Here is a 19,215-nt window from a genome sequence, read left to right on the forward strand (position 1 = left end):
GGCGCGGCATCCATTCCGGTACGGGCGGGCGGCGGGTGAGGGCCGTCACACCTGTTCGGTACGGGGTCAGCTCTCCGGACGGTCCTCCGAGGAGATGTCCTTGGTGCCGGCGGTGGTGTCCGTGGAGGTGGACGCCGCCGAGCCGTTGGCGCTCGCCGAGCCGTTCGTCAGGGCGAGCTCCTTCGGCGAGAGCACCGGCGGACGCGTCGACGGGGTACGCCGGGCCGAGCCGGTCCACGCCGGGCGGGCCGGGCGCTTCACGATCGGGGCGAAGATCTCCGCGATCTCCTCCTTGCCCAGGGTCTCCTTCTCCAGGAGCTGGAGGACCAGGGTGTCGAGGATGTCCCGGTTCTCGACCAGGATCTCCCACGCCTCGTTGTGCGCGGTCTCGATGAGCTTCTTGACCTCTTCGTCGACGAGCGCGGCGACCTCTTCCGAGTAGTCGCGCTGGTGACCCATCTCGCGGCCCACGAAGGGCTCGGTGTTGTCACCGCCGAACTTGATCGCGCCGAGCCGCTCGGTCATGCCGTACTGCGTCACCATCGCGCGGGCCGTGGCACTGGCCTTCTCGATGTCGTTGGCGGCACCCGTGGTCGGGTCGTGGAAGACCAGCTCCTCGGCCGCACGCCCGCCCAGCATGTACGCGAGCTGGTCGAGCATCTCGTTGCGGGTCGTGGAGTACTTGTCCTCCTCCGGGAGCACCATCGTGTAACCGAGGGCACGGCCGCGGGAGAGGATCGTGATCTTGTGCACCGGGTCCGACTGGGGGGAAGCCGCCGCGACCAGGGCGTGTCCGCCCTCGTGGTACGCGGTGATCTTCTTCTCCTTCTCGGACATGATCCGGGTCCGCTTCTGCGGTCCGGCCACGACGCGGTCGATCGCCTCGTCCAGGGTGGCGTTGTCGATCAGCTTCTTGTTGCCGCGCGCCGTGAGGAGCGCCGCTTCGTTCAGCACGTTCGCCAGGTCGGCACCGGTGAAGCCGGGTGTGCGGCGGGCGACGGCGTTGAGGTCGACGTCCTCCGTGACCGGCTTGCCCTTCTTGTGCACCTTGAGGATCTCCAGGCGCCCCAGCATGTCCGGGCGGTCCACGGCGATCTGACGGTCGAACCGGCCCGGGCGCAGCAGCGCCGGGTCGAGGATGTCCGGCCGGTTGGTCGCCGCGATCAGGATCACGCCGCCCTTGACGTCGAAGCCGTCCATCTCGACGAGCAGCTGGTTGAGCGTCTGCTCGCGCTCGTCGTGACCGCCGCCCATGCCGGCGCCGCGGTGGCGGCCGACGGCGTCGATCTCGTCGACGAAGACGATCGCCGGGGCGTTCGCCTTGGCCTGCTCGAAGAGGTCACGCACCCGGGAGGCACCGACACCGACGAACATCTCGACGAAGTCGGAGCCGGAGATCGAGTAGAACGGCACGCCCGCCTCGCCGGCGACGGCGCGCGCGAGCAGGGTCTTGCCCGTACCGGGCGGCCCGTAGAGCAGGACGCCCTTCGGGATCTTGGCGCCGACGGCCTGGAACTTCGCCGGCTCCTGGAGGAACTCCTTGATCTCGTGGAGCTCCTCGACGGCCTCGTCCGAGCCCGCCACGTCGGCGAAGGTCGTCTTCGGCGTGTCCTTGGTGATCAGCTTGGCCTTGGACTTGCCGAACTGCATGACCTTGGAGCCGCCGCCCTGCATCTGGTTCATCAGGAACAGGAAGATGACCACGATGAGGACGAAGGGCAGGAGCGACAGCAGGATCGAGAGGAACGGCGACTGCTTCGACGGCGAGACGGTGTAACCCTTCTCGATGTCGCCGTTCTCGAACTTCTGCTGCATCGTCTCGGCGAGATCGACGCCCTGGCTGCCGATGTAGCTGGCCTGGAACTTGCTGCCGGACTCGTCGTCGAGCTTCTGTCCGTCCTTCAGCTCGATCTTGAGGATTTGTTCGTCACCGGTGGTCAGCTTGGCCGACTTCACCTGGTTCTTGCTGATCGCCTGGACCACCTTGGCGGTGTCCACCGTCTTGTAGCCGCCGGACTGGCCGACGACATTCATCAGCACGACCACGGCGAGGACGGCCAGCACGATCCACATGACCGGCCCACGGAAGTATCGCTTCACGTCCATCCATACGGAGCGAAGTCGCCCCGTCCCTCCTGCCCGTAGGTAAATGCTGCTGTGAGATTGAGAGTGCTCTTCGGACCGTACCCCAGCATTGTGGCCTTCGACCGCCGAGGACGTACCGGAAACCCTTATTCGAGACCTTCAACGGCGGGAGCACGGTAAGGGTTCCCGGCGCCGCCGCGGTCCGGAGAAGGCCCCCCCGGCCGGCGTGCGGCGGGGGGCCTTCTCCCGACGGACTCTCAGCCGCCGTACACGTGCGGGGCGAGGGTGCCGACGAACGGGAGGTTGCGGTACTTCTCCGCGTAGTCCAGCCCGTAGCCGACGACGAACTCGTTGGGGATGTCGAAGCCGATCCACTTCACGTCGATCGCGACCTTCGCGGCGTCCGGCTTGCGCAGCAGGGTGCAGACCTCCAGGCTCGCCGGCTCGCGCGACCCCAGGTTGGAGAGCAGCCAGGAGAGCGTCAGCCCGGAGTCGATGATGTCCTCGACGATCAGGACGTGCTTGCCCTTGATGTCGGTGTCCAGGTCCTTGAGGATGCGGACGACGCCGGAGGACTGGGTGCCCGCGCCGTACGAGGAGACCGCCATCCAGTCCATCGTGGCGGGGGTGGACAGCGCGCGCGCCAGGTCGGCCATGACCATCACCGCGCCCTTGAGGACCCCGACGAGGAGCAGATCCTTGCCCGCGTACTCCGCGTCGATCTTGGCGGCCAGCTCGACGAGCTTCGCGTCGATCTCTTCCTTCGTGAGGAGCACCGACTGGAGGTCGCTGCCCATGTCCTTCTCGTTCACCCGCGTCTCTTTCTTCGCCCGCCCGGCCCGGTGTGTGTCACCCGGGCCCGGCCGGCCGTCTCGCCTGCACTTCAGCCGCTTGCTCTTCAGCTCTGCCGGATGACCAGTCTGCCACCCTGCCGCCGGGCTTCGACGCGGCCGGGCAGGTTGAGGGCACGCTGGCCCCGCCATCCGGTGATCAGGCGGTCCACTTCCTCGACGTGCCGGGCGAAGAGCGAACCGGCCGGGGCGCCCGCGTCGATGACGGCGCGGCGCAGAACCCGGCGGCGTACGGCGGGCGGGAGCGCCCACAGCTTGGCGCAGTCCAGCTCGCCGTCGTCGTCGCGCACGGCGCGCTCCGCCTCGGCGGCCCAGTCGTCGAGGGCGTCGGCATCGTCCCGGGAGAGCTGGGCCGTACGGGCGAGTGCCTCGACGACGCCCTTGCCGAGGGCCTTCTCCAGGGCGGGCAGGCCCTCGTGGCGGAGGCGGGAGCGGGTGTAGGCGGGGTCGGCGTTGTGCGGGTCGTCCCAGACGGGGAGGGACTGGACCAGGCAGGCCTTGCGGACGGTCTGGCGGTCGAGCTGGAGGAACGGGCGGCGGTAGCGGCCGGCCGGCCCGGAGGCGGCGGCCATGCCGGAGAGCGAGCGGATGCCGGAGCCCCGGGCGAGCCCGAGCAGCACCGTCTCGGCCTGGTCGTCACGGGTGTGGCCGAGCAGGATCGTGGCGGCGCCGTGACGCTCGGCGGCGGCGTCGAGGGCGGCGTAGCGGGCGTCGCGGGCGGCGGCTTCGGGGCCGCCTTCGCGTCCGACGTGGACGGCGACGGCCTCGACGGGGTCGAGGTCCATGGCGGTCAGCCGGGTGACGACCTCGGCCGCGCGCAGTCCGCTGCCGGTCTGGAGGTTGTGGTCGACGGTGATGCCGCCGGCCCGGACGTCGAGCTTGCGGGCCTCGAAGGCGAGGGCGGAGGCGAGCGCCATGGAGTCGGCGCCGCCGGAGCAGGCCACCAGGACGAGCGGTCGGCCGGCCGCCGCGGGCCGTTCGGGGAAGGCCGTCCGGCCGGCCCCGCCGGCTTCGGCGAGGCGGGAGTGGCGGGCGCGGTCGGGGTGGAGGCCCTGGCCGGCGCGGAGGGTGTGTTCGGTGAGTACGTCGTGGAGTACGCGGCGGACCGCCAGGCGTATCGCCGCGACCGCAGGATGGGGACCCATGTCCGGTGCCCTTCTGGAGTTCTGGGGGGTGCCTCCGAGAGGCGGGACGGCGAACTGCCCTCCCTGGCGTCACTCAGAGTGCGTCGATGGTGACAGAGGCAAGCTGTTCATCGAGCATTGCACGGCTTCCCATGCCCTCATGGTCCCTCGGATGGGTGATTGGAGGACCTTTATCCGGTCGTGGGCCGCGTCAAGATCACGAATCTGCCTTACGGTGCACGCGCGCGACCCACTCCGCGGGGGCGGCGATCTCGGCCTTCGTCGGGAGGGTGTTGGGCGAGGTCCACACCCGGTTGAACCCGTCCATGCCGACCTCGGCGACGACGGCGCTCACGAACCGCTCGCCGTCGCGGTACTGGCGGAGCTTCGCGTCCATGCCGAGCAGTTTGCGCAGGGCCAGGTCGAGGCGGCCCGCACCGCGCGCCCGGCGCTGCTGGAACTTCTCGCGGATCTCGGCGACCGAGGGGACCACGTCGGGTCCCACCCCGTCCATGACGAAGTCGGCGTGCCCCTCCAGCAGGGACATCACGGCGGTCAGCCGGCCGAGGATCTCGCGCTGGGCGGGCGTCTGGACGAGATCGACGAGGCTGCGTCCGCCGCCCTCGCCGCGCTCCCCCTCGGGCCGCCCGCCGACGAGCGACTGCACGGCCTCGCGCAGCTGTTCGACGAAGGTGGTGGGGTCCACGTCGGTCTGGTCCAGGAAGGACTGGATCTCGCCCTGGAGGTGGTCGCGCAGCCAGGGCACCCCGGTGAACTGGGTGCGGTGGGTCTCCTCGTGGAGGGCCACCCAGAGCCGGAAGTCGTGCGGGTCCACGTCGAGTTCGCGCTCGACGTGGACGATGTTCGGGGCGACCAGGAGCAGTCGGCCGCCGCCCTGGTCGAGGGCGGGCAGCTCCCGGCTCGCGGGGGCGAAGGTCTCGTACTGGCCGAGCACCCGGGAGGCGAGGAAGGAGAGCAGCATGCCGAGTTCGACGCCGGTGACCTTGCCGCCGACGGCCCCGATGACGCTCTGGCCCGGACCGCTGCCGCGCCGCTCGGACATCTTGGAGAGCAGGGGGCGCAGGAGTTCGCGGAACCCCGCGACGTTGGCCTTGATCCAGCCGGCCCGGTCCACGACCAGGACGGGGGTGTCGGCCGGGGCGGGGGCCCCGGGGCCCACCGGGATCATCCGGGTGAAGGAACGGACGTGCTCCTCCGAGGCCTTGGCGTGGCGGCGCAGCTCCGCGACGACGGCGCGCGCCTCCTCGCGGTCGGTCTCGGGACCCGGGCGTACGAGCCGGGTCGCGGTCGCCACCGCGAGATTCCAGTCGACCATCTCGGCACCACCGATGCTCGTCATGCGTCAACCGTACGTGAGGGCGCGCTCCCGTGGTGGTGCGTCGTCGGCCGTCGTCCGCGTCGGACGACGGCGTCGCGGGGGCGTCAGCCGGTCCGGGTGGCCAGTGCCGTGGCGAGGTCGTCGAGGGCCTTCTCGGCGTCGCCGGGGGCGGTGGTGCCGGAGGTGAGGAAGGCGAAGGCGAGCAGCCGTCCGCGGGGGTCCACGACCGTGCCGGCGAGGGCGTTGACGCCGGTGAGGGTGCCCGTCTTGGCCCGTACGAGTCCGGCGCCGCCCGACTTCTCGCCGTAGCGGGCGTCGAGCGTGCCGCTGAACCCGGCCACCGGGAGCCCGGTGAGGACGGGGCGGAGTTCGGGGTGGGCGGGGTCCGCAGCGCGGGCGAGGAGACCGGCGAGGAGGGCGGCGGAGACCTTGTCGTTCCGGTCGAGTCCGCTGCCGTCGCCGAGCCGGGTGCCGGTGACCGGCAGGCCGAGCTTCTTGAGCTGTGCGGTGACCGCGGCGCGGGCCCCGTCGAAGCCGGCCGGGCGGCCGGCGCCGATGGCGGTCTGCCGGGCGAGGGCCTCGGCGAGGTCGTTGTCGCTGTTGGTGAGGGTCCGTTCGACCAGGGCGGAGAGCGGCGCGGAGTGGTGGGTGGCGAGGGTGGTCGCCTTGGCGGCGGGCCGGTGGGAACGGGGTTCGCCCGTCGTGTTCACGCCGTTGTCCTTCAGGTACCCGGCGAACAGGTGTGCGGCGTCGGCGGCGGGGTCGCCGGAGCGCGCGGCGGGCCCGTGGTCGCTCTTGTCGAGCCGCCCCTCGCGGACCATCAGGGCGCTCACCGGCGCGATGTTGTCGTTGGGGCCGATGGGGTGACGGGCGGGCCCGGAGTAGGCGGAGGCGTCGTACGTGAGGACGACCCGGCGCACCTTCCGGCCTGTCAGAGCCTCGGCGGTGGACCGGGCCAGCGCGCGCAGCCCGGCCTCGTCCAGGGTGGGGTCGCCGCCGCCGACGAGGGTGACGGTGCGCAGGTCGGGCGAGGCGCGCACGGTGGTGTCGATGCGGTGGTCGGGGCCGAGCGCCGAGAGCGCGGCGACCGTGGTGGCGAGCTTGATCGTGGAGGCGGGGGTCATCGGCGTACCGGCGGCGCGGGCGTAGATCTGCTTGCCGGTGGCGGTGTCCACGACGACGGCCGTCGTACGGGTGCCGAGCGCGGATGCCTTGACCAGCCGGTCCAGCTCCTTGGCCGGCGCCACCGCCGCCCCGGCCGGGGCGCGGCCGGTACCGAGGGCGGCGAGCACCGCGGCGGCGCTCGGGGCGGGGGCGGGGGCGGCGGGGCCCGCCGCGGAACTCCGGTGAGCTGTGTCACCTGTACGGCCCTGGTCGGCGGCCCGGGCGCGTTCGGCCGTACGCTGACCGTTGTCCCAGGGGCCGGCGGCGAACACGGCGCCGGCGGCGACCACCAGGCCGACGACCGCGGAGCCTGCGACGAGCCGCCAGCTGTCCGGCAGGGCCGGTTTTCCGGCCAGGCTCTTCAGCTTGCCCCAGGGGTCCGACGGTTCCTTCGACGGTTCATCCACCGGCTCGGCCACCGTTGACCAGCCCCTTTCGCGAGCACACATCTGCGTGGGGGACACTTAACCACCAGTCGTATGTGTTGATCATGGAGGAGCCACCCGTGGAGTTCGACGTCACCATCGAGATCCCGAAGGGTTCGCGGAACAAGTACGAGGTGGACCACGAGACCGGTCGGATCCGCCTGGACCGTCGACTCTTCACCTCGACCAGCTACCCGGCCGACTACGGCTTCGTCGAGAACACCCTCGGCGAGGACGGCGACCCGCTGGACGCGCTGGTCATCCTTGACGAGCCGACGTTCCCCGGATGCCTCATCAAGTGCCGCGCCATCGGCATGTTCCGCATGACGGACGAGGCCGGCGGCGACGACAAGCTGCTGTGCGTCCCCGCGTCGGACCCGCGCGTCGAGCACCTGCAGGACATCCAGCACGTGTCGGAGTTCGACCGCCTGGAGATCCAGCACTTCTTCGAGGTCTACAAGGACCTGGAGCCGGGCAAGTCCGTCGAGGGCGCCGACTGGGTCGGCCGTGCCGCGGCCGAGGCCGAGATCGAGGCCTCCTACAAGCGTCTGCAGGACCAGGGCGGCGCGCACTGACGCGGTCCCCTTCGCAGGGGATTCCGGTTCCGCTTCCGTACGGGTGGCGGGGCCGGTCCTGACGGAGGCCCAGGGGTCACCCGGGGCTCCGTCGACAGCCTGAGGACAGCGTGAACGGGCGGTACACCTCATCGGTGTGCCGCCCGTTTCGCGTGCGGGTCCCTTGTCCGTGCCCATACTGGGCAGGAGTGCGGCCAGGACGCATCAGGCCAGGAAGAGTGAGGTCCAGCAGTGGCGGAACAGGGCGGTCCGGAGGACCAGAAGCCCCAGTCCGACGAGGCGCACAGTGCGTTCACCGCGCCCGCCGGAGTGGAGCAGCCCGTGCTGCCGCTCGAAGACGACCAGCCGACCTCGGAGTTCGCGGTACCGGCCGGGGTGCAGCCGGAGCCGCCCGGGTCCGGTTCCGCTTCCGGTCCGGGCCGGGCGGGCAAGAACCTCTCCGACTCGGACACCGGCGCCTCGGCCTTCACCCCGCCCCGGACGTACGACGCGAGCCAGACGCCCGCGTTCACCCCGGCGCAGGGCATCCCGATGGTCCGGCTGACCAAGGAGGCGCCCTGGCAGGACCGGATGCGCACCATGCTCCGGATGCCGGTCACCGAGCGCCCCGCGGCGGAGAGCGTCCAGCGGACGGACGACTCCGGGCCCGCCGTGCCGAGGGTGCTCGACCTGACGCTCCGTATCGGCGAGCTGCTGCTGGCCGGGGGCGAGGGCGCCGAGGACGTGGAGGCCGCGATGTTCGCGGTGACGCGTAGTTACGGCCTGGACCGGTGCGAGCCGACCGTCACCTTCACGCTGCTCTCCATCTCGCACCAGCCCTCGCTGGTCGAGGACCCGGTGACGGCGAGCCGCACGGTGCGCCGCCGGGGCACCGACTACAACCGGCTGGCGGCGGTCTTCCGGCTGATCGACGACATCACCACCGAGGACGTGGACGTCTCGCTGGAGGAGGCGTACCGGCGGCTGGCGGAGATCCGGCGCAACCGGCACCCCTTCCCCGGCTGGGCGCTGACGGCGGCGGCCGGGCTGCTCGCCGGGGCGGCGTCGGTGCTGGTCGGCGGTGGTGTGGTGGTGTTCTTCGTGGCGGCGGCCGGCGCGATGCTCGGCGACCGGCTGGCCTGGTTCTGTGCGGGGCGCGGGCTGCCGGAGTTCTACCAGTTCACCGCCGCCGCGATGCCGCCCGCCGCGCTCGGGGTGGCGCTGACGCTCACCCACTGGAGCGATGTGCGGCCGTCCGCCGTGATCACCGGTGGGCTCTTCGCGCTGCTGCCGGGGCGGGCCCTGGTGGCGGGCGTGCAGGACGGGCTGACCGGCTACTACATCACCGCCGCCGCGCGCCTGCTGGAGGTCATGTACTTCTTCATCGGGATCGTGGTCGGGGTACTGGTGGTGCTCTATCTGGGGCTCCAGCTGGGCGCCACGCTCAATCCGGAGGAACGTTTCGTCGCCCACGACCGGCCGGTGCTCCAGATCCTGGCGTCGATGGCGCTGAGCCTGGCGTTCGCCATCCTGCTCCAGCAGGAACGTTCCACCGTGCTCGCGGTGACCCTCAACGGCGGGGTGGCCTGGATCATCTACGGGGCGATGGCCCGCACCGGCGACCTCTCGCCGGTCGCGGCGACGGCCGTGGCGGCCGGGCTCGTGGGCCTGTTCGGGCAGCTCTTCTCGCGCTACCGCTACACCTCCTCGCTGCCCTTCATCACGGCGGCCATCGGCCCGCTGCTGCCCGGTTCGGCGACGTACTTCGGGCTGCTGGGCGTGGCCCAGGGCGAGCTGGACCGGGGGCTCGCCTCGCTCTCCACGGCGGTGGCGACGGCGCTCGCCATCGCGATCGGGGTGAACCTCGGGAGCGAGATCTCCCGGCTCTTCATGCGGGTCCCGGGTACGGAGACGGGCGCGGGCCGCCGGGCCGCCAAGCGGACCCGCGGCTTCTGAGGCGCCCCCCGGCCCCCGGGTACGCGAACGGCGCCCGTCCCGTGCGTACCGGGAGGGCGCCGAACAGGGGCTTTACAGGTCAGCGCTTGGCGTGACGGCCGCGGCGGCCGGCCGGAGAGCTGCCGGACGGGCCGTCGGAGGGGCCGCCGGGCCGGTCGTCGTCCTGGCGGTTCGCGGCGGCCTTCTTCGACTTGGAGCGGGCCCGCAGGAACTCGATCGCGATCGGCACCACGGAGACGAGCACGATCAGGACGAGGATCGCCTCGATGTTCTGGTGCACGAACTCGATCTTGCCGAGCACCGCCCCGAGCACGGTCACGCCGACGCCCCAGAGGACGCCGCCGATGATGTTGAAGATGAGGAACGAGCGGTAGTTCATCCGGCTGACACCGGCGATGATCGGCGTGAAGGTGCGGATGACCGGCACGAAGCGGGCCAGGACCAGCGACTTCGGGCCGTACTTCTCGAAGAACTCGTGCGCCTTCTCGACGTTCTCCTGCTTGAAGAGCTTGGAGTCCGGCCGGTTGAAGAGGGACGGCCCCACCTTCCGGCCGAAGAGATAGCCGACCTGGTCCCCGACGATCGCGGCGAGCCCGATCAGGAGGCAGACCAGCCAGAGCGGGTAGCGCAGCTGGCCCGTGGTCACCAGGAGGCCCGTGGTGAACAGTATGGAGTCGCCGGGCAGGAAGAACCCGATCAGCAGTCCGGACTCGGCGAACACGATGAGGAGGACGCCGGGAAGTCCGAAGGTGTTGATCAGATAGTCCGGGTCCAGCCAGCTCGGGCCGAGCGCAAGCGTATTCAAGGGTCCGGGCTCCAGGATCGATCGATGGGGGCTGCGTGGCCGCCCCAAGCTATCAACGCCCCGGGGATGCTCCGGGTTCCAGTGGCCGCGGTGGGCGTGCGCGCGACGCCGTCCGGGGCAAAGCTGGTCCCCAGGAGGTGTCACCCATGGGCATCGAGGATTACGGCGGCGGCCAGAGCGACCACGCGGACGTGCTCGTCGTCACCACGAACGACGTTCCCGGGCACCAGGTGACCCGGGTGATCGGCGAGGTGTTCGGCCTGACCGTGCGCTCCCGCCACCTGGGCAGCCAGATCGGCGCCGGGCTGAAGTCGATGGTCGGCGGCGAGCTGAAGGGCCTGACCAAGACCCTCGTCGAGACCCGCAACCAGGCGATGGAACGCCTCGTCGAGCAGGCGAGGGCGCGCGGCGCCAACGCGGTGCTGATGATGCGCTTCGACGTCTCCGAGGCGGCGGACGTGGGCACCGAGGTCTGCGCCTACGGGACGGCCGCGGTGATCAGCGAGCTGTGACGGGCGGCGGCCCCGCGCGGTGTGCGGGGCGTGCTGCGAGAGGTGCCGCGAGACGTGCAGGATAAGCGGCTTGTGCGGCTTTTGCGTGGATAGGGTGAGCCGGTGGCCCCCTCCTCCGCGTCGCACCCTTCGCCCGGTTCCCCGGGCACCCCGGGCTCCCCGCCCCCCTCGGCCCCCGCCGGTCACGGCCCGGCGCCCGCCCCCACGCCCGCCCGGCGGCTGCTGCCCGTCGTGCTGCCGTCGCTGGTGGTCGGGATCGCCTCGGCGCTGATCCTGCTCGGCGTGAGCCTGCTGGCCGAGGAGTTCCAGGACGTGCTCTGGGAGACCCTCCCGGACGCGCTGGGGATCGGCCGGTACTCCTCGCTCTGGATGATCGTCATGCTCACCGCGACCGGTGCCGCGGTCGGGATCACCGTCCATCTGGTGCACGGCCACGCGGGCCCCGACCCGGCCACCACCGGACTGGTCGGAACCCCGCTCTCCCCCGGGGTCGTACCGGGGCTGCTGCTGGTCACCGTGCTGGCGCTGGCGGGCGGGGTGAGCCTCGGGCCGGAGAACCCGATCACCGAGGCGAACATCGCGCTCGCCTTCTGGCTGGGCCGGCGGCTCGCCCCGGATTCGCCGGCCCAGCTGTGGGTGGGGCTCGCCGCGGCGGGCACCATCGGCGCCCTGTTCGGGACTCCGGTCGCCGCCGCCCTGATCCTCTCCGAGGTCCTCGCCTCGCAGCCGGGCCCCGGGGCGCTCTGGGACCGCCTCTTCGGCCCGCTCGCGGCGGGTACGGCGGGGGCGCTGACCATGACGCTCGCCGACCACCCCAGCTTCGACCTGTCGCTGCCCGACTACACCCACACCGGCTGGGGCGACCTGCTCTCCGCGCTGGTGATCGCCTCGGCGGGAGCCGTGCTGGGCATGGCGGGGGTGCTGGCGGCGCCGTGGACGCACCGCGCGTTCGAGGCGCTGCGGCACCCGCTGCTCGCCATCACCGCCGGCGGGCTCGTACTGGGGCTGCTGGGCGCCCTGGGCGGCCATCTGACCCTCTTCAAGGGGCTGGAGGAGGTGAAGGAGCTGGCCGCGTCGCCCGACGGCTGGTCGGCCGGGGAGTTCGCGGTGATGGCGGTGGTGAAGATGGCGGCGCTGGTGGTGGCCGCCACCTGCGGCTTCCGGGGCGGCCGCATCTTCCCGGCGGTCTTCGCCGGGGCCGCCCTGGGGCTCTGCGCCCACGCGCTGGTCGACGCGGTGCCGCCCGCGCTCGCCGTCGCCTGCGCGGTGCTGGGCATGCTCCTCGCGGTCACCCGGCAGGGCTGGCTGAGCCTCTTCACCGCCGCGGTGCTGGTGAGCGACCTGACGGTGCTGCCGGTGCTCTGCGTGGCGACCCTGCCCGCCTGGCTGCTGGTGACCGGGCGGCCCCAGATGCAGCTGCGCGAGGACGGTACGGCGCTGCGGTGAGGGGCCGTACCGCAGCGGCTCCCGCCGGACGTGCCGGATGGCCCATTTGTCCGTATCGTCACATGCGTACGGCCTCTTGGAGCCGCACGAGAACTCCCCGCCGTACGGCCCTCACCACCCGACGCCCGGAGGATCTCGTATGTCCACGCCCGTCAATGTCGCCGTCGTCTACTACTCGTCGACCGGCACCATCGCGACGATCGCCAAGGCCCTCGCCGAGGACGCGGAGAAGGCCGGCGCCGACGTACGGCTGCGCAGGGCCGCCGAGCTCGCCCCGCAGGCCGCCATCGACTCCAACCCGGCCTGGGCCGCCAACGTACGGGCGACCGCGGACATCGCGGAGGTCGTCGCCGACGACATCGTCTGGGCCGACGCGGTGATCTTCGGCTCGCCCACCCGGTACGGGAACCTCGCCGCCCAGCTCAAGCAGTTCATCGACACCCTCGGCGGGCTCTGGCAGGCCGGAGCGCTGGCCGACAAGGTCTACAGCGGCTTCACCGCCTCCGCCACCGCGCACGGCGGCCAGGAGTCGACGCTGCTCGCGCTCTACAACACCATCCACCACTTCGGCGGCATCCTCGTCGCCCCCGGGTACACCGACCCGTCGAAGTTCGTCGACGGCAACCCCTACGGCACCTCGCACGTCGCCGGCCAGGGGGACATCCCGGTCGGCGAGCAGACGCTGACGGCGGCGCGCGTCCAGGCCGAGCGCGTCGTGAAGTTCACCCGGGCCATCAAGGCCGGCCTCGCCGCCGAGGGCTGACCCGGCGGCGAGGACGACCGCGGGAGCGGGCCCCGCGACCGGGGTCCGCGGACCGAGAGGACGTGCCGCATGGCGCTCCACAAGGGATCACACGGCAAGGACGGTTCCGGCAAGGGCCGGAAGCTGGCCCTCAACCCCTTCTTCGGGGAGGCCGATCCGACGGCCGGAATGACCTCGGCCCCGCCGACGCACCGGCTGCCGGACGGCCCGCTCCCGCCGTCCACCGCGTACGGGCTCGTCCACGACGAGCTGATGCTCGACGGCAACTCGCGGCTCAACCTCGCCACCTTCGTCACCACCTGGATGGAACCCCAGGCCGGGGTGCTGATGGCGGAGTGCCGGGACAAGAACATGATCGACAAGGACGAGTACCCGCGCACCGCCGAACTGGAGCGCCGGTGCGTCGCGATGCTCGCCGACCTGTGGAACGCCCCCGACCCGGCCACCGCCGTGGGGTGTTCCACGACCGGCTCCAGCGAGGCCTGCATGCTCGCCGGGCTGGCGCTGAAGCGGCGCTGGGCGGCGAAGAACCCCGACCGCTATCCGGCCACCGCGCGGCCCAATCTGGTGATGGGCATCAACGTGCAGGTGTGCTGGGAGAAGTTCTGCAACTTCTGGGAGGTCGAGGCCCGGCTCGTCCCCATGGAGGGCGACCGCTTCCACATCGACCCGCAGGGCGCCGCCGACCTCTGCGACGAGAACACCATCGGGGTCGTCGGGATCCTCGGCTCCACCTTCGACGGGTCGTACGAGCCGATCGCCGGCCTCTGCGAGGCGCTCGACGCCCTCCAGGAGCGGACCGGGCTCGACATCCCGGTCCACGTCGACGGCGCCTCGGGCGCCATGGTCGCGCCCTTCGTCGACGAGGACCTGGTGTGGGACTTCCGGCTCCCCCGGGTGTCCTCCATCAACACCTCGGGCCACAAGTACGGCCTGGTCTACCCGGGTGTCGGCTGGGCGCTCTGGCGCACCCCCGAGGACCTCCCCGAGGAGCTCGTCTTCCGGGTGAACTACCTCGGCGGCGACATGCCCACCTTCGCGCTGAACTTCTCCCGGCCGGGCGCCCAGGTCGTCGCGCAGTACTACACCTTCCTGCGGCTGGGCCGGGAGGGCTACCGCGCCGTGCAGCAGACCTCCCGCGACGTCGCCCGGGGCCTCGCCGAGCGGATCGAGGCCCTCGGGGACTTCCATCTCCTCACCCGGGGCGACGAGTTGCCGGTCTTCGCCGTGACGACCGCGCCGGACGTGACGGCGTACGACGTCTTCGACGTGTCCCGGCGGCTGCGCGAGCACGGCTGGCTGGTGCCCGCCTACACCTTCCCGGCCAACCGGCAGGACCTGTCGGTGCTGCGGGTCGTCTGCCGCAACGGATTCTCCTCCGACCTCGCCGAGCTCCTGCTGGAGGACCTGCGGGCGCTGCTGCCCGAACTGCGCGAGCAGTCGCACCCGTTGAGTCGCGACAAGGGCGCCGCGACCTCGTTCCATCACTGAACGGTCGGGCGCACACGTCTACTTGCGGCTCTCCGCGATCAACTCGAAGGCGGTCCTGCCGTCCAGGGACTCCCTGATGATGTCGGCGTGACCGGCGTGCCGGGCGATCTCCTCGACCAGGTGAATCAGGAACCACCGCAGGGAGACCTCCTCGCCCGGCGGGAACCAGGGAGCCTCCGGCAGCGGGAAGGTGGCGTCGAGGTCGGGCGCCGACCGGACGTACTTCTCGGTCTCGGCGGCGACGCCGTCCCAGAACGCCAGCACCTGGGGGACGGTCTCGTCGCCGACGAGCCGGAAGCTGTCCCCCCAGGTCTCCTGGGTACGCGCCTTCTCGTTGGGCTGCCGCTGGGCCATCCGCAGCCAGTTCAGCTCCGTCTCGGCGACGTGCTTGGCCAGCCCGGAGAGGGAGAGCTCGCTGACGCTCGGCCTGCTCGCCGCCTGCTCCTCGGTCAGCCCGAGGAGGGTGCGGCGGATCGCGCCGCGCTGGGCCTCGACGAAGGCGAGGAGGGTGCCGCGCTCGTCGCCGTGCGATTCGGACACGTGGGTGACCATGCTGACCGTCCCGGGGTCTCGGGCCGGCGCCCCCGTGGCCCCGACCGACACCCCCACGCTACGAGCCCTTGCGGACAGCTCCGGTCCTCAAGGCCCGGGACACGCGGTCCCGTTCAGAAAGGAAAGACCGTGCGGCCGTACTGGACCGAGATCCAGTGGGTCGTCGTGAAGGCGTCCACGACCGCGTCGCCGTTCCGCCTGCCGAGTCCGGACATCTTCTCGCCCCCGAAGGCGGCCAGTGGATCGTCCTGCACGGTGGGACCGTTGACGTGGAACATCCCGGTGCGGACCCGCCGCGCGAACCGCACCCCGCGGTCGACGTCGGCGGTGTGCACGGCTCCGCTCAGCCCGTACGGGGTGTCGTCGGCGATCCGTACCGCCTCGTCCTCCCCGTCGAAGGGGATCAGTACGGCCACCGGACCGAAGACCTCCTGCGTCAGCAGGGGCGAGCCCTCGGGCACGCCGGTCAGCACGGTCGGTTCCACGACATTGCCCCGGGTACGGCCGCGCAGCAGCGCGGTGGCCCCGGCGGCGAGCGCCTCGTCGACCAGCCCGGAGAGCGCGTCGACCTGGAAGGCGTTGATGACCGGGCCGATGCGGGTGGCCGGGTCGCGCGGGTCACCGGCGGTGATCCGGGACGCCTCGGCGACGAACCGGGCGGAGAACTCCGCCTCCACCCGGCGGTCGACCAGGATGCGGTTGGCCGCCATGCCGACCTGGCCCTGGAAGAAGAACCGGCTGAAGACGGCGGCATCCACGGCCGCCCCGATGTCCGCGTCCTCCAGCACCACCAGGGCGCTGTTGCCGCTGAGTTCGAGTACGCACCGCTTGAAACGGCGGGCCGCCCTGGCCGCTATCCGGCGGCCGACCCGGTCCGAGCCGGTGAACGAGATCACCGCGGGCACCGGGTGCTCGATGAACGCGTCCCCTATCTCGGCGCTGTCCGTGACCACCACGTTGAGCAGCCCCGGCGGCAGCCCGGCCTCCTCGAAGACGCGGGCCACGAGACCGCCGCCGACGACGGGAGCGTTCTGGTGCGGCTTCATCACGACCGCGTTGCCGAGCGCCAGGGCCGGCGCGACGGACTTCATCGCCACGACGAAGGGGAAGTTGAAGGCGTTGATGACGGAGACGACCCCGACGGGCCGCCGGTAGAGCCGGTTCTCCTTGCCGTCCACCGCCGCGGGCAGCAGCCCGCCGACCGGCCGGACGGCCTGGCGTATCGCCTCGCGGAGGAGCTCACGGCCCAGCTCGATCTCGTACCGCGCCCGGGGCAGCGTCCCGCCCAGCTCGTCGACGATGGCCTCGGCGATCTCGTCGGCGCGCTCCTCGACGACGGCCAACGCCCGGACGAGGACGGCCTGTCGCTCGTGCGGCCGGGCGGCGCCCCACGCCGTCTGCGCGCGCTCGGCGGCCCGGTACGCCCGGTCCACCTCGGCGGTGGTCGCGACCGTGATGGCGCAGAGCTTCTCGCCGTTGTAGGGATTGACGTCGATGATGTCCCACGAACCGCTGCCGGTCAGCCATTCGCCATCGATGTACTGATGGGCCAGTTCATGGAAGAAGGACATGCAATCCCTTACTGCAGGTGTTCGCACACTCCTGATCGAACGTCATCGTACGCGTGGATCAGGTCTGTCGAAGCAGTCTGTGGAGGAGATCCCGGGTCTCGTCCTCCCCGGGGCTGTCGGCGCGCAGCCGGACCATGGCCTTTTCGTAACTCTGGACGTCCTCGGCCTTGTCGAGATACAGCGCGCTGGTGAGCTGCTCCAGAAAGACGATGTCCGACAGGTCTGACTCGGGAAAGCGCAGCATGGTGAACGCGCCGCTTTCTCCCGCGTGTCCGCCGAAACTGAAGGGCATCACCTGGAGAGAGACGTTGGGGTGCTCCGACATCTCCAGCAAGTGCCGCAACTGGGAGCGCATCACGTCGCGCGATCCGTAGGGCCGGTGCAGGGCCGCTTCGTCGAGCACCGCGTGGAAGTCCGGCGCACGCTCGGAGACGAGTACCTTCTGCCGCTCCAGGCGGAGTGCGACCCGGCGGTCGATCTCCGCCTCGGGCGCCCCGCGCATGCCCCGCGAGACAACCGCGTGCGCGTACGCCTCGGTCTGCAACAGGCCGTGCACGAACTGGACTTCGTAGATGCGGATGAGGGATGCCGCCCCCTCCAGACCGATGTACGTCTGGAACCAGCCGGGCAGCACGTCACCGTAACTGTGCCACCAGCCCGCCACGTTGGCCTCGCGCGCCAGGCCGAGGAGCGACTCGCGCTCCGCCTCGTCCGCGACTCCGTAGAGCGTGAGCAGATCCTCGATGTCCCTGGCCTTGAAGCTCACCCGTCCCAACTCCATGCGGCTGATCTTCGATTCGGAGGCCCGGATGGAGTAGCCGGCCGCCTCACGCGTGATTCCGCGGGACTCGCGCAGCCTCCTGAGCTGAGAGCCCAGCAGGATGCGGCGCACCACGGATCCACTCGACTCGCCTGCCGACACTGGACAACCCTCCCCATAGCTTCCCGGGCAACGAGGCCCCCCGAACCCCGAGCACCGGATTCTGCCACCAAAACGCTCCGGGCCGTACTCATTCGGTTACAGAGAGGGGAAGACTTGCCGGAGCCATGAAAAATGCCGCGCGGAAGAAATACTCCGGAACCACCACGGTACCGGGCAGGTCCGGCGCGTGCACGTGCATCTGCCCTTGCATCTGCTCCAAGCATTCGGAAGCATGGCTCTTGCGCACCTGCGTGATCGTTCGTGTTGTGCCGCTGTGTCCCCGCAGTACCGCTCACAGGCAGTGCCGCTCGCAGCCGCGAATCCCGGGAGCACCTCGCATGAGGACTGATGGATCGACGACGCTCGAACCGTTACGGCGTGGCCTGCCCCCCACCGACCCTGCGGCGATCACGGCATCGGCATCGATCACGCTCCCGGCGCGGTACGAAGCGGTCGGCTCCGCACGGCACTTCACCCGTGGCACGCTCCACCAGTGGCAGCTCGACGACCGCTTCGACGATGTCGCCCTGGTCGTCTCGGAGTTGGTCACCAACGCCCTGCGCCACGCGTTGCCCGCCGATGTCGCCCGCGACCAGAACTCCCCTCCGGTACGGCTCCAGTTGGCCCTCTGTCCGGCGCGCCTGGTGTGCGCGGTCCGCGACCCCAGCCGGGAGAGCCCGGTGGCCGGGGAGGCGGAGGATTCCGCCGAGTCCGGCCGGGGGCTGTTCCTGGTCGAGTCCTTCAGCGACAGCTGGGGCTGGCACCCGGTCCCGGCTGCCGGGATCCCGGCAGCGCCGACGGCCCCGCACGGGAAGGTCGTCTGGGCGGTGTTCCTGCTGACGGACGACGGCGAGGTGGCCGACAACTCCCGCTGAAAAGTGGGCTGTTCGCCGCCCCGCACGGGCGGGTGCACGTCCGTACGGGAACCGTCCGGAGGCCGGACCCGACCAGACCGAGGGCCGGAGTGCGAGGGGGAGTCGCGCTCCGGCCCTCATCACGCCCCGCCCGGCCGCACGCCGACGCCTGGCCGCCTGAAGCCACCCGCGCTCGCGCCGAGGCCGTTTCCGTTGGCGCGCGCCGCACCCCCGCACACCCTCCGGCGACCGCGAAACCGGGCCGTACCGCGCCGCGACCGCTCAGGCCCCGGACGCCAGGTGGTCGAACTCGCCGTCCTTGACGCCCAGCAGAAGCGCTTCGATCTCCGCCGGCGTGTAGACGAGCGCCGGACCGTCCGGGTGACGGGAGTTGCGCATGGCCACATTCCCCCCGGGAAGTTTCGCGAACTCCACGCAAGATCCTTGGGAGTTGCTGTGTCTGCTCTTCTGCCAGACGACCCCGTGAAGTCCTGTGGCCGCCATGCCGTTGTACACGTCGTGCACAGAAAGCTCCCCGAGTTGCAAGGTGCAAGTGTCAACCGAGCGTCAACCAACCTGGATCATAGCGGTAATTCACATGCCAATGCATGGGCAAATGCACGTGCACGCGGGGTGGTCCTTTGATTACAGGGATTCCTGTCACCTGCAAATGGCATGTGCACCACTGGAAGACCTCCCGGGCGCCCACTGGCCGGTGATCCCCGCCGCCGCGCCCCGGCGTCTCCCCCGCCATATCCGCGGGCCACGGCCGGTGCCGGGCGCCCTGCGACGCGACCACGG

18 protein-coding genes are annotated in these 19,215 nt (G+C 71.2%); 7 read left to right on the forward strand and 11 right to left on the reverse strand.

The features are described from left to right. Positions 1-66: 66 nt before the first annotated feature. The 5 genes from ftsH to dacB all read right to left on the reverse strand — a co-directional run bounded on the left by ftsH (position 67) and on the right by dacB (position 6,982). Positions 67-2,106: an ATP-dependent zinc metalloprotease FtsH gene (gene ftsH, locus ACWCWD_RS31690; protein ID WP_450778177.1), complete on the reverse strand. Its 2,040-nt coding sequence runs from the start codon at positions 2,104-2,106 to the stop codon at positions 67-69. Positions 2,107-2,342: 236 nt separating this feature from the next. After that, complete coding sequence (hpt, locus tag ACWCWD_RS31695) at positions 2,343-2,882, reverse strand: hypoxanthine phosphoribosyltransferase (protein WP_275496049.1); 540 nt, start codon at positions 2,880-2,882, stop codon at positions 2,343-2,345. 101 nt (positions 2,883-2,983) lie between these two features. After that, positions 2,984-4,081, reverse strand: coding sequence for a tRNA lysidine(34) synthetase TilS (gene tilS, locus ACWCWD_RS31700; RefSeq protein ID WP_450778179.1), 1,098 nt, complete (start codon positions 4,079-4,081; stop codon positions 2,984-2,986). A 196-nt stretch (positions 4,082-4,277) separates the two neighbouring features. Beyond that, positions 4,278-5,420: a zinc-dependent metalloprotease gene (locus tag ACWCWD_RS31705; RefSeq protein ID WP_450778181.1), complete on the reverse strand. Its 1,143-nt coding sequence runs from the start codon at positions 5,418-5,420 to the stop codon at positions 4,278-4,280. Positions 5,421-5,503: 83 nt separating this feature from the next. Next, positions 5,504-6,982 (reverse strand): D-alanyl-D-alanine carboxypeptidase/D-alanyl-D-alanine endopeptidase, encoded by a 1,479-nt coding sequence (gene dacB / locus ACWCWD_RS31710; protein ID WP_450778183.1) that lies wholly within the window; start codon positions 6,980-6,982, stop codon positions 5,504-5,506. A gap of 86 nt (positions 6,983-7,068) precedes the next feature. On the opposite strand from dacB, the gene ACWCWD_RS31715 reads away from it, so the two are divergent. Together ACWCWD_RS31715 and ACWCWD_RS31720 are read left to right on the forward strand one after the other, a co-directional pair. Next, entirely contained in the window at positions 7,069-7,563 is a 495-nt protein-coding gene (locus ACWCWD_RS31715) for an inorganic diphosphatase (protein ID WP_327180093.1), read from the forward strand. A gap of 231 nt (positions 7,564-7,794) precedes the next feature. Then, positions 7,795-9,498: a threonine/serine ThrE exporter family protein gene (locus ACWCWD_RS31720; protein ID WP_450778185.1), complete on the forward strand. Its 1,704-nt coding sequence runs from the start codon at positions 7,795-7,797 to the stop codon at positions 9,496-9,498. Between the two features lie 79 nt (positions 9,499-9,577). Here ACWCWD_RS31720 and ACWCWD_RS31725 read toward each other — a convergent pair whose 3' ends face one another. After that, positions 9,578-10,303 carry a DedA family protein gene (locus ACWCWD_RS31725; RefSeq protein ID WP_450778187.1) on the reverse strand — a complete coding sequence of 242 codons (726 nt, stop codon included), beginning with the start codon at positions 10,301-10,303 and terminating at the stop codon, positions 9,578-9,580. Between the two features lie 146 nt (positions 10,304-10,449). Between ACWCWD_RS31725 and ACWCWD_RS31730 the strand changes: the two genes are divergently transcribed. From ACWCWD_RS31730 to ACWCWD_RS31745, 4 genes are all read left to right on the forward strand, one after another. Further along, positions 10,450-10,815: a YbjQ family protein gene (locus ACWCWD_RS31730; protein WP_450778189.1), complete on the forward strand. Its 366-nt coding sequence runs from the start codon at positions 10,450-10,452 to the stop codon at positions 10,813-10,815. Positions 10,816-11,046: 231 nt separating this feature from the next. Further along, entirely contained in the window at positions 11,047-12,261 is a 1,215-nt protein-coding gene (locus ACWCWD_RS31735) for an ion channel protein (protein WP_450778233.1), read from the forward strand. Between the two features lie 139 nt (positions 12,262-12,400). Next, complete coding sequence (wrbA, locus tag ACWCWD_RS31740; protein ID WP_450778191.1) at positions 12,401-13,024, forward strand: NAD(P)H:quinone oxidoreductase; 624 nt, start codon at positions 12,401-12,403, stop codon at positions 13,022-13,024. A 69-nt stretch (positions 13,025-13,093) separates the two neighbouring features. Further along, positions 13,094-14,515, forward strand: a complete 1,422-nt coding sequence (locus tag ACWCWD_RS31745; protein ID WP_450778193.1) for a glutamate decarboxylase — start codon at positions 13,094-13,096, stop codon at positions 14,513-14,515. Between the two features lie 18 nt (positions 14,516-14,533). Here the strand turns inward: ACWCWD_RS31745 and ACWCWD_RS31750 are convergent, their stop codons facing one another. From ACWCWD_RS31750 to ACWCWD_RS31765, 4 genes are all read right to left on the reverse strand, one after another. After that, on the reverse strand, positions 14,534-15,067 hold the full coding sequence (locus tag ACWCWD_RS31750; protein WP_450778195.1) for a DinB family protein: 534 nt from the start codon (positions 15,065-15,067) through the stop codon (positions 14,534-14,536). Between the two features lie 113 nt (positions 15,068-15,180). Continuing rightward, a complete protein-coding gene (locus tag ACWCWD_RS31755) occupies positions 15,181-16,638 on the reverse strand; it encodes an aldehyde dehydrogenase family protein (protein WP_450778197.1) in 1,458 nt (485 codons plus the stop codon). 58 nt (positions 16,639-16,696) lie between these two features. Then, on the reverse strand, positions 16,697-17,560 hold the full coding sequence (locus tag ACWCWD_RS31760) for a helix-turn-helix domain-containing protein (protein WP_450778199.1): 864 nt from the start codon (positions 17,558-17,560) through the stop codon (positions 16,697-16,699). 88 nt (positions 17,561-17,648) lie between these two features. Further along, positions 17,649-17,807, reverse strand: coding sequence for a hypothetical protein (locus tag ACWCWD_RS31765; RefSeq protein ID WP_450778201.1), 159 nt, complete (start codon positions 17,805-17,807; stop codon positions 17,649-17,651). A 91-nt stretch (positions 17,808-17,898) separates the two neighbouring features. Here ACWCWD_RS31765 and ACWCWD_RS31770 point away from each other — a divergent pair, with 91 nt between their 5' ends. Next, positions 17,899-18,435: an ATP-binding protein gene (locus ACWCWD_RS31770; RefSeq protein ID WP_450778203.1), complete on the forward strand. Its 537-nt coding sequence runs from the start codon at positions 17,899-17,901 to the stop codon at positions 18,433-18,435. Positions 18,436-18,696: 261 nt separating this feature from the next. Here ACWCWD_RS31770 and ACWCWD_RS31775 read toward each other — a convergent pair whose 3' ends face one another. Continuing rightward, complete coding sequence (locus ACWCWD_RS31775) at positions 18,697-18,939, reverse strand: DUF397 domain-containing protein (RefSeq protein WP_327180091.1); 243 nt, start codon at positions 18,937-18,939, stop codon at positions 18,697-18,699. Positions 18,940-19,215 lie beyond the last annotated feature (276 nt).

The sequence above is a fragment of the Streptomyces sp. NPDC001493 genome (assembly GCF_053597235.1).

Excerpts from the sequence above, each read along its gene's own strand:
- wrbA (WP_450778191.1), top strand. The coding sequence starts at position 12,401 with ATGTCCACGCCCGTCAATGTCGCCGTCGTCTACTACTCGTCGACCGGC.
- ACWCWD_RS31745 (WP_450778193.1), top strand. The coding sequence starts at position 13,094 with ATGGCGCTCCACAAGGGATCACACGGCAAGGACGGTTCCGGCAAGGGC.
- tilS (WP_450778179.1), bottom strand. The coding sequence starts at position 4,081 with ATGGGTCCCCATCCTGCGGTCGCGGCGATACGCCTGGCGGTCCGCCGC.
- hpt (WP_275496049.1), bottom strand. The coding sequence starts at position 2,882 with ATGGGCAGCGACCTCCAGTCGGTGCTCCTCACGAAGGAAGAGATCGAC.
- ftsH (WP_450778177.1), bottom strand. The coding sequence starts at position 2,106 with ATGGACGTGAAGCGATACTTCCGTGGGCCGGTCATGTGGATCGTGCTG.
- ACWCWD_RS31770 (WP_450778203.1), top strand. The coding sequence starts at position 17,899 with ATGAGGACTGATGGATCGACGACGCTCGAACCGTTACGGCGTGGCCTG.
- ACWCWD_RS31755 (WP_450778197.1), bottom strand. The coding sequence starts at position 16,638 with ATGTCCTTCTTCCATGAACTGGCCCATCAGTACATCGATGGCGAATGG.
- ACWCWD_RS31750 (WP_450778195.1), bottom strand. The coding sequence starts at position 15,067 with ATGGTCACCCACGTGTCCGAATCGCACGGCGACGAGCGCGGCACCCTC.
- ACWCWD_RS31705 (WP_450778181.1), bottom strand. The coding sequence starts at position 5,420 with ATGACGAGCATCGGTGGTGCCGAGATGGTCGACTGGAATCTCGCGGTG.
- ACWCWD_RS31730 (WP_450778189.1), top strand. The coding sequence starts at position 10,450 with ATGGGCATCGAGGATTACGGCGGCGGCCAGAGCGACCACGCGGACGTG.